General features: G+C 70.8%; 6 protein-coding genes. 2 read left to right on the top strand and 4 right to left on the bottom strand.

Annotation, left to right across the window (positions count from 1 at the left end; translation table 11 throughout):
- Positions 1-138 precede the first annotated feature (138 nt).
- The 4 genes from ACFXA3_RS04590 to ACFXA3_RS04575 are packed head-to-tail and all read right to left on the bottom strand — an operon-like array spanning position 139 to position 3,641.
- Positions 139-858: an ABC transporter permease gene (locus ACFXA3_RS04590; RefSeq protein WP_385181859.1), complete on the bottom strand. Its 720-nt coding sequence runs from the start codon at positions 856-858 to the stop codon at positions 139-141.
- A gap of 14 nt (positions 859-872) precedes the next feature.
- Positions 873-1,784 carry an ABC transporter ATP-binding protein gene (locus tag ACFXA3_RS04585; protein WP_385181857.1) on the bottom strand — a complete coding sequence of 304 codons (912 nt, stop codon included), beginning with the start codon at positions 1,782-1,784 and terminating at the stop codon, positions 873-875.
- Positions 1,781-2,668, bottom strand: a complete 888-nt coding sequence (locus ACFXA3_RS04580) for an ABC transporter permease (RefSeq protein ID WP_385181854.1) — start codon at positions 2,666-2,668, stop codon at positions 1,781-1,783. Before ACFXA3_RS04580 ends, ACFXA3_RS04585 begins: the two co-directional genes overlap by 4 nt.
- Positions 2,658-3,641, bottom strand: coding sequence for an ABC transporter ATP-binding protein (locus ACFXA3_RS04575; protein WP_385181852.1), 984 nt, complete (start codon positions 3,639-3,641; stop codon positions 2,658-2,660). Before ACFXA3_RS04575 ends, ACFXA3_RS04580 begins: the two co-directional genes overlap by 11 nt.
- Positions 3,642-3,864: 223 nt before the next feature.
- On the opposite strand from ACFXA3_RS04575, the gene ACFXA3_RS04570 reads away from it, so the two are divergent.
- Together ACFXA3_RS04570 and ACFXA3_RS04565 are read left to right on the top strand one after the other, a co-directional pair.
- Positions 3,865-4,722 (top strand): M24 family metallopeptidase, encoded by an 858-nt coding sequence (locus tag ACFXA3_RS04570; protein WP_385181850.1) that lies wholly within the window; start codon positions 3,865-3,867, stop codon positions 4,720-4,722.
- Entirely contained in the window at positions 4,719-6,533 is a 1,815-nt protein-coding gene (locus tag ACFXA3_RS04565) for an SDR family oxidoreductase (protein ID WP_385181847.1), read from the top strand. Before ACFXA3_RS04570 ends, ACFXA3_RS04565 begins: the two co-directional genes overlap by 4 nt.
- The last annotated feature ends 183 nt before the right edge of the window (positions 6,534-6,716 follow it).

The following is a 6,716-nucleotide window of genomic DNA, read 5'->3' as shown; positions in this document are numbered from 1 at the left end:
ACCACAACCACACCCCCCCGCCCCCCCCCCCCCTCCGCTTGGTGTGTGGGGGTTTTTTTTTTTTTTACCCCCCCCCCCCCCCGGGGGGGGGGGGGGGCCGGGCGGGGCACCGCCGCCGGTGGACACATCGGAAGGGGCTTACTCCTCGCCCGCCAGGGTGAGGCGGCGCAGCTTCTGGCCGGCGAAGAGGGCGGCGCCCACGGTGACGACCACGAGCAGGGTCACTGCGGTCGGCAGGCCGACGGTGGCGTCGACGTAGCCTTCGCCGGCGACCTTCTCGGCGAGGGCCAGGGCCCACTGCTGGACGCTGAGGGTCTTCGCCCCGGAGACCAGACTGCCGAAGAGGGACTCCCAGATCAGCGCGTAGACCAGTCCGAAGACGACCGCGTGCCGGCTGACCGTGCCCAGCAGCAGGAACAGGGAGCTGTAGGCGATGGAGGCGACGAGCGCCGCGACCATGTAGGCGACGGCGATCTGCTGGCCGTTGCCGTTGAGGATGAACCCGGCGATCAGGGTCGGGATCGCGGAGAAGGCCATCGTGATGCCGATCGCGACGATCAGCTTGGTCATGATGATCGTGGGACGCTTCACCGGCTTGGAGAGCAGGTAGACGATCGAGCCGTCGTCGATCTCGGGGCCGATGGCCCCGGTGCCGGCGATGACACCGATCAGCGGAACCATGGTGGCGAGCGCGAAGCCGCCCAGGAAGTCGGCGGCGATCTTGTCGTCCAGGCCGGTGAAGGCGCGGACGGCGAGGGAGATGACGATCAGCAGGGCGGGCAGCGCGCAGAGGATCAGCGCGCGGCGGCGGCCGAGCAGCGCGCGGTAGGTGAGCCGGGCGACGGTGGGGTTGTACATGGGTGCCAGCTCCTTCAGGCCGCGACGAGGTAGGAGAAGACCGACTCGAGGGACTCGTCGGAGGGCGAGACCGTCAGGAGCCGGATGCCGTGCGCGCGGGCGACCTGCGGCAGCAGCTCGGTGAAGCGGCCGAAGTCGACGGCCTGGATGCGCAGGGCGCCCTCCTTGAGGTCGACCTCGATGCCCGCGGTGGAGGGGTCGGCGATCAGGGCCGCGGCGAGGGCCCGGTCGTCGGAGGAGCGGATGACGTAGCGGTGCGGGCGGTCCGTCATCAGGCGGCGGATCTTGCGGAAGTCGCCGGAGGCGGCGTGCCGGCCGGCGACGACCACCTCGATGTGGGAGGCGAGCTGCTCGACCTCCTCCAGGATGTGCGAGGAGAACAGCACGGTGCGGCCGTCGTCGCCCATGCGCCGCAGCAGGTCCATGAGCTGCATGCGCTGGCGCGGGTCCATGCCGTTGAACGGCTCGTCGAGGAGCAGTACGGACGGGTCGTGGACGAGGGCCGAGGCCATCTTCACGCGCTGGCGCATGCCCTTGGAGTACGTGGAGATCTTGCGGTCCTGGGCGTACTCCATCTCGACGGTGGCGAGCGCCCGCTGGGCGGCCGCGTCGTCGAGGCCGTGCAGTTCGGCGTTGGCGACGACGAACTCCCGGCCGGTGAGGAAGTCGTACATGGCCTCGCGCTCGGGCACGACGCCGATCTGCGTGTAGACCTTCTCGTTCTGCCAGATCGGCGCGCCGTCGAGGGTGACGGTGCCGGTGGAGGGGGCGAGGAAGCCGCCCATCATGTTGATGAGGGTGGACTTCCCGGCGCCGTTGGGGCCCAGGAGCCCCGTGACTCCGGGGCCGATGCGCATGGTCACGTCGTTGACGGCGACGACGTTTCCGAACCAGCGGGAGGTGTGGTCGATGTCGATCGTGGTCACAGCCCGGCCTTCCGGTAGCGGGCCATCAGGGCGGCGTAGGAGCCGGCGATGAGGGCGAGGACGACGAGCAGGTAGACGAAGCCGACACCGGCCGAGGGGCCTTCCCCGCCGGGGAAGGCGGACGTGGCGCCGAGGAAGGCCGTCTGCACGCCGTCGATCAGGGTGATCGGGGAGAACAGGCCCATCCATTCGATGGGGCCGGTGGTGCCGGCGCTGTACACGACGCCCTGGACGGCGGTCACGGCGCCGTAGGGGATCAGCAGCAGGGCGATGATGGCGGCGACGCCGAATCCGCGGCGCGGAGTGAGCGCGGCCATGATCAGGCCGAGGCCGGCGAACAGCACCGAGAGCAGCAGCACGGACACCAGTCCCTGGGCGAACCCCTTGGTCTGGTCCGCGAAGTCGAATTTGGCGAGCAGCGAGCCGATCCACATGATCAGCAGCGGAGTGGCGGTGAGGATGAACAGCGCCGAAGCCATCGCCGCGAACTTGGCGAGGACGTAGTCGACGCGCTCGATGGGCCGCGAGAAGTAGAGCGGCACCGTCTTGAACCGCAGGTCCCGGGAGACCGACTGGGGTGCCTGCGAGGCGAGGAAGAGGCCGATGATCACCTGGGTGGTCAGGGCGTACGTCGTGTACTTGATCGGCAGGCTGGTGGAGCCGGGCACCGCGATGGCGACCGCGACGATGATCAGCGCGGGAACGCACATCACCGCGAAGAGGATCATCGGCAGCACCTTGGACTTGGCCGACCGGCCGAGTCCGTAGGCCCCCCGCAGGGACTGCGAGAACAGCGACTTGCGGGCGTAGGCGCGGCCGAGCCGGGCCCCCTCGTAGGACCGGTAGCCGATGTTGTGGATCTGGGTCGAGGTGTCAGGCGCCATCGGAACCGGCTCCCTTCCGGACGAGCTGCTGCTGGTCGCTGTCACGGAAGACCTCCGCGATGTGGTGGCGGCGCTGTTCCATGCGGACCAGGCCGAGGCCGAGGTCGGCGACGGTGTCGCGCACGATGTCGTAGGTCTCCTCGCCGGTGGCTTCCATGAGCAGGATGTGGCCCGCTCCGGGCAGGCCCTGCTCCTCGCCCGCGTGCAGGGTGAGGCCCGCCCCGGCGAGCGCCTTGCGGAGCGCCGCGGTGCCGTCCGGGTGGACGTCCGTGTCGGTGACCTCGACCGCGAGGGTCGTGGTGATCTGGGTGAAGTCGCTGGTGGAGCTGGAGCGCAGCAGCTTGCCGCCGTCGACGACCACGACGTGGTCGCAGGTCCGCTCCAGTTCACCGAGCAGGTGGGAGGTGACCAGGACGGAGATGCCGAAGTCGGTGTAGACGCGGCGGATCAGGCCGAGCATCTCGTCGCGGCCGACGGGGTCGAGGCCGTTGGTGGGCTCGTCGAGGAGGACCAGCTGGGGGTCGTGGACGAGCGCCTGGGCCAGCTTGACCCGCTGCTTCATGCCCGTGGAATAGCCGCCGATGGGGCGGTAGCGCTCCTCGTACAGGCCCACGTGGCGCAGGGTGTCCGCGGTCCGCTCGCGTGCGGCGGTCGGCGGGAGCCCGGACATGCGCGCCATGTGCACGACGAACTCGGTGGCCGAGACGTCGGGCGGCAGGCAGTCGTGCTCGGGCATGTAGCCGACGCGTTCACGGATGGCGCTGCCGTGGGTGGCGACGTCGAGTCCGAGTACGGCGGCGCGGCCCTCGGTGGCGGGGGACAGTCCAAGCAGGATCTTGATCAGCGTGGACTTGCCGGCTCCGTTGGCACCCACGAGGCCGGTCACTCCCGGCCCGATGTCCAGGGAGAGCCGGTCGATTGCGGTCACTCGGGGGTACCGCTTGCTCAGGCTTTCGGTCGCGATGACAGTCACGGCTTCGACGTTAGTGGCGCGGTTCGCGCGGATCGTCAGACCTGGAGCGTCATCCGGTCTCCGCCTTCAGGACTACACACCCTGACGAAAGGCTGATGCGGACCGGACAACTTTGTCCACAGGTCCGTGCACGGGCCTTGACGTGATCTCCGGTCATTGTCACATTCATCAGTGTCAACTTACGGGCGCGTAGCGCGTACGGCTCTACGGACGGACGGCTGTGATGGCTGCGGACACCAGGCAACGCACCGCGCAACTCTCGGCGGAACTGCGCGGGTTCAGGGAAGTGCAACGCCTCTCGTACGAGTGCGCGGAGACCGTCGCGGCGCAGCTGCGGCCGGGGGTGACCGAGCGTGAGGCCGCGCGGATGCAGCGGGAGTGGCTGCGCGAGCGCGGGGTGCGGGACTGGTTCCACCTGCCGTTCGCATGGTTCGGGGACCGGACCGCCTTCGCGAACTTCAAGATCCCCCTGCAGTTCTTCCCGACGAACCGGAAGCTGGAGCCGGGGATGCCGTTCATCCTCGACATGGCACCCGTCCACAAGGGGTACGCGGCCGACATCGGGTACTCGGGCAGCCTCGGGCTGAACCCCGTGCAGGACCGGCTCATGTCCGATCTGCGGGTGCACCGCGAGCTGATCCTGGAGCAGGTCCGCGAGCGCCGCGCGCTGCGCGAGATCTACGAGAACGTCGAGCGGCTGATGATCCGCCAGGGGTACGCCAACCGGCACCGCGCCTACCCCTTCGGCGTGATCGCCCACAAGATCGACCGGGTCGGGGAGCGACGCTGGTCCCCGACCGTCTTCGGGTTCGGGACGCAGTCCCTCAAGGGGCTGGTCTCCGACGCCCTGCACGGCCACCGCGAGGGCTGGTCCCCGCTGTGGAGCCCGTACCGCTTCTCCGACCACCCGCCGCAGCCCGGGTTGTGGGCGGTGGAGCCGCACCTGGGATTCCGGGGCACCGGGGCGAAGTTCGAGGAGATCCTGGTCGTCACCGACTCGCGGGATCCTGTGGAAAGCGCGTTCTGGCTGGACGACGATCTGCCGCACGTGCGGCGCTGGGCCGAGGAGAAGGCAGCATGAGCGGCATGAGCGGAACGGACGGCACCACCGGGAACGGCGCCGGGGGGACGGGCCTCGTCGGGGCGCGCGAGCGCCGGGTGCGCACCGGCGGCATCGAACTGTGCGTCGTCGAGCTCGGGGACACGGACCGGCCGACCGTGGTGCTCGTACACGGGTACCCGGACAGCAAGGAGGTCTGGTCGGAGGTCGCGCAGCGGCTGGCGTCCCGCTTCCACGTCGTGCTCTACGACGTCCGCGGCCACGGACGCTCCTCCGCGCCGGCGCCGCTGCGCGGCGGGTTCACCCTGGAGAAGCTGACCGACGACTTCCTGGCGGTGGCGGACGCGGTCAGCCCGGACCGACCGGTGCACCTGGTCGGCCACGACTGGGGCTCCGTACAGGGGTGGGAGTTCGCGACCGTCGCCCGCACGGAAGGCCGGATCGCCTCCTTCACCTCGATGTCCGGTCCCTCCCTGGACCACTTCGGGCACTGGATCAAGAAGCGGATGGCCCGGCCCACCCCGCGCCGGGCCGCGCAGCTCCTGGGCCAGGGCGCCAAATCCTGGTACGTGTACATGCTGCACACCCCCGTACTGCCGGAACTCGCCTGGCGCGGCCCGCTCGGCAAGCGGTGGCCGGGAATACTGGAGCGGGTGGAGAAGGTCCCGGCCGGCTCCTACCCGACGGCCTCGCTGCCCTCGGACGCCGCGCACGGCGCCTGGCTCTACCGCGACAACGTACGGCCCCGGCTGCGCCGGCCGCGCCCGGACGCGTACGCGCACGTGCCCGTCCAGCTGATCACCCCGACCGGGGACGCCTTCCTCTCCGAGCGGCTCTACGACGAGCTGGAGCTGTGGGCCCCCGACCTGGTGCGGCGCACCCTGCCGGCCAAGCACTGGGTGCCGCGGACCCGGCCCGACCAGCTGGCCGCGTGGATCACCGAGTTCGTCACCGCCCGGGAGGAGCCCGCCACCCGGGTGCCGCAGCAGAGGGCGCCGGGCCGGTACGCCGACCGCTTCGCGGGCCAGCTGGTGCTGGTCACCGGCGCCGCCAGCGGCATCGGCCGGGCCACCGCCTTCGCGTTCGCCGAGGCCGGGGCCCGGGTCGTGTGCGTGGACCGGGACGCCGAGGGCGCGGCCCGTACCGCCGACATGGCGCGGCTCGTCGGGGCCCCCGAGGCCTGGGGCGAGTGCGTCGACGTCAGCGACGAGCAGGCGATGGAGAAGCTCGCGGCGAAGACGGCCGCCGAGTACGGAGTGGTGGACGTCCTGGTCAACAACGCCGGGATCGGCCTGTCGGGGCCCTTCCTGGAGACCACCTCGGAGGACTGGAAGAAGGTCCTCGACGTGAACCTGTGGGGGGTCATCCACGGCTGCCGGATCTTCGGCAGGCAGATGGCCGAGCGAGGTCAGGGCGGGCACATCGTCAACACCGCCTCCGCCGCCGCCTACCTGCCCTCCAAGACGCTGCCCGCGTACAGCACGTCGAAGGCCGCGGTGCTGATGCTGAGCGAGTGTCTGCGCGCCGAGCTCGCCTCGCAGTCGATCGGGGTGTCGGCGATCTGCCCCGGCATCGTGAACACCAACATCACCGCCACCTCGCGCTTCGCCGGGGTGGACGCGGCGGAGGAGAAGCGCCGCCAGGAGCGCTCCTCCCGGCTGTACGGGCTGCGCAACTTCCCGCCGGAGAAGGTCGCCGAGGCGATCCTGCGGGCCGTGGTGAACGACGAGGCCGTGGTGCCCGTGACACCGGAGTCCAAGGGCGCCCTGTGGCTGTCCCGGTTCGCGCCGGGCACGCTGCGGCGGCTCGCGAGGCTGGAACCCCGGCTGTGAACGGGGCGGGGCCGGCGCCGGCGCGGACCGGGCCCGGCACGGCCGTATCCCGCTCCTGCCGGCGGTCGTACCATCCCTCGCAGGAGGGCTCGCTGCACAGGGCGGTCGAGTACCTTGCGGCTTCGCCTGCCGCCCGGGCCGCGGCGGCCGCGGTCGGCCGAGCCGCCATGTCGTAGGGAGCCG

Origin of the sequence: Streptomyces sp. NPDC059456, assembly GCF_042750055.1 — a bacterium.
GTDB lineage: Bacteria > Actinomycetota > Actinomycetes > Streptomycetales > Streptomycetaceae > Streptomyces.
Note: the sequence above shows the minus strand (reverse complement) of the source record. Positions and strands in the feature narration are given on the sequence as shown.

Bases quoted from the DNA above. Each gene is read 5' to 3' on its own strand.
- ACFXA3_RS04590 (WP_385181859.1), bottom strand. From the start codon at position 858: ATGTACAACCCCACCGTCGCCCGGCTCACCTACCGCGCGCTGCTCGGC.
- ACFXA3_RS04580 (WP_385181854.1), bottom strand. From the start codon at position 2,668: ATGGCGCCTGACACCTCGACCCAGATCCACAACATCGGCTACCGGTCC.
- ACFXA3_RS04570 (WP_385181850.1), top strand. From the start codon at position 3,865: ATGGCTGCGGACACCAGGCAACGCACCGCGCAACTCTCGGCGGAACTG.
- ACFXA3_RS04565 (WP_385181847.1), top strand. From the start codon at position 4,719: ATGAGCGGCATGAGCGGAACGGACGGCACCACCGGGAACGGCGCCGGG.